The organism is Arsenophonus sp. ENCA (genome assembly GCF_002287155.1).
In the GTDB taxonomy this organism is placed as follows: domain Bacteria; phylum Pseudomonadota; class Gammaproteobacteria; order Enterobacterales; family Enterobacteriaceae; genus Arsenophonus; species Arsenophonus nilaparvatae.
Genome location: NZ_NHNG01000429.1, coordinates 1 through 661, shown reverse-complemented (window position 1 = coordinate 661; position 661 = coordinate 1). Strand labels below are relative to the sequence as shown.

The following is a 661-nucleotide window of genomic DNA, read 5'->3' as shown; positions in this document are numbered from 1 at the left end:
ATCGAGAAGTTAAACAAAATTGTGGTATTGAACGCTGTCAGGCTCGCACGAGCCGAGCGCAAAGAAATCATATTTTTCTCGCTATTTCTGCGTGGTTTGAACAACATAAACGTCGTATATCTGAAAAAATAACCCTTTATCAACAAAATTGGGACGTAATCAAAAATGCTATTGCTGAGCACATCCGTGTTTTATTAGCGTACCCAAATTAGTTTTGTGCGAAACTCGTGTTGAGGTTAAAACCAGTTCGGCGGCTTTTTGTTGACCTTGGGTTAATCCGGTAAAATGCCGTTTTTCTTTATTTTGGATTAACGGTAATTGACTGTTTTTGCCCTGTAAAATCTGCGTGAGGATTTTGACCTCATTATCAAAATCTTCTTTGCGAATAAAGCGCCCATAAAACTCGTGCGTTGTTTCATCCACGCATTTCGCTTCGCCTTTTTTTAGGCGTTGTTTAAAGGCGTTTATGCAATCATTAAACGTAAAATTACTGGATTTTGCTGCATCGGTAATAACATCCAGGCTATTAAAAACCATAAAACTAGTTGCTGAATAGAGACTTGCATTTTTTGTCACGCTATTGAGAATAAAAAGAGGTTTAACTTAGAGAATAAAGGTTTGAAATGATCAACAAAGAGCGGCTGTTACGAGATAATCGTTT

The 661-nt window shown here is 37.4% G+C and carries 1 protein-coding gene and 1 pseudogene; one reads left to right on the top strand and one right to left on the bottom strand.

Going from position 1 to position 661, the window contains the following annotated elements; translation table 11 throughout:
* A pseudogene (locus CBG25_RS11230) lies at nt 1–212 on the top strand (hypothetical protein); the annotation flags it as partial.
* Here CBG25_RS11230 and CBG25_RS11225 read toward each other — a convergent pair.
* Nucleotides 169–576, bottom strand: a complete 408-nt coding sequence (locus tag CBG25_RS11225) for a hypothetical protein (protein WP_290606696.1) — start codon at nt 574–576, stop codon at nt 169–171. The pseudogene CBG25_RS11230 and the gene CBG25_RS11225 sit on opposite strands and share 44 nt — an antisense overlap.
* Nucleotides 577–661 lie beyond the last annotated feature (85 nt).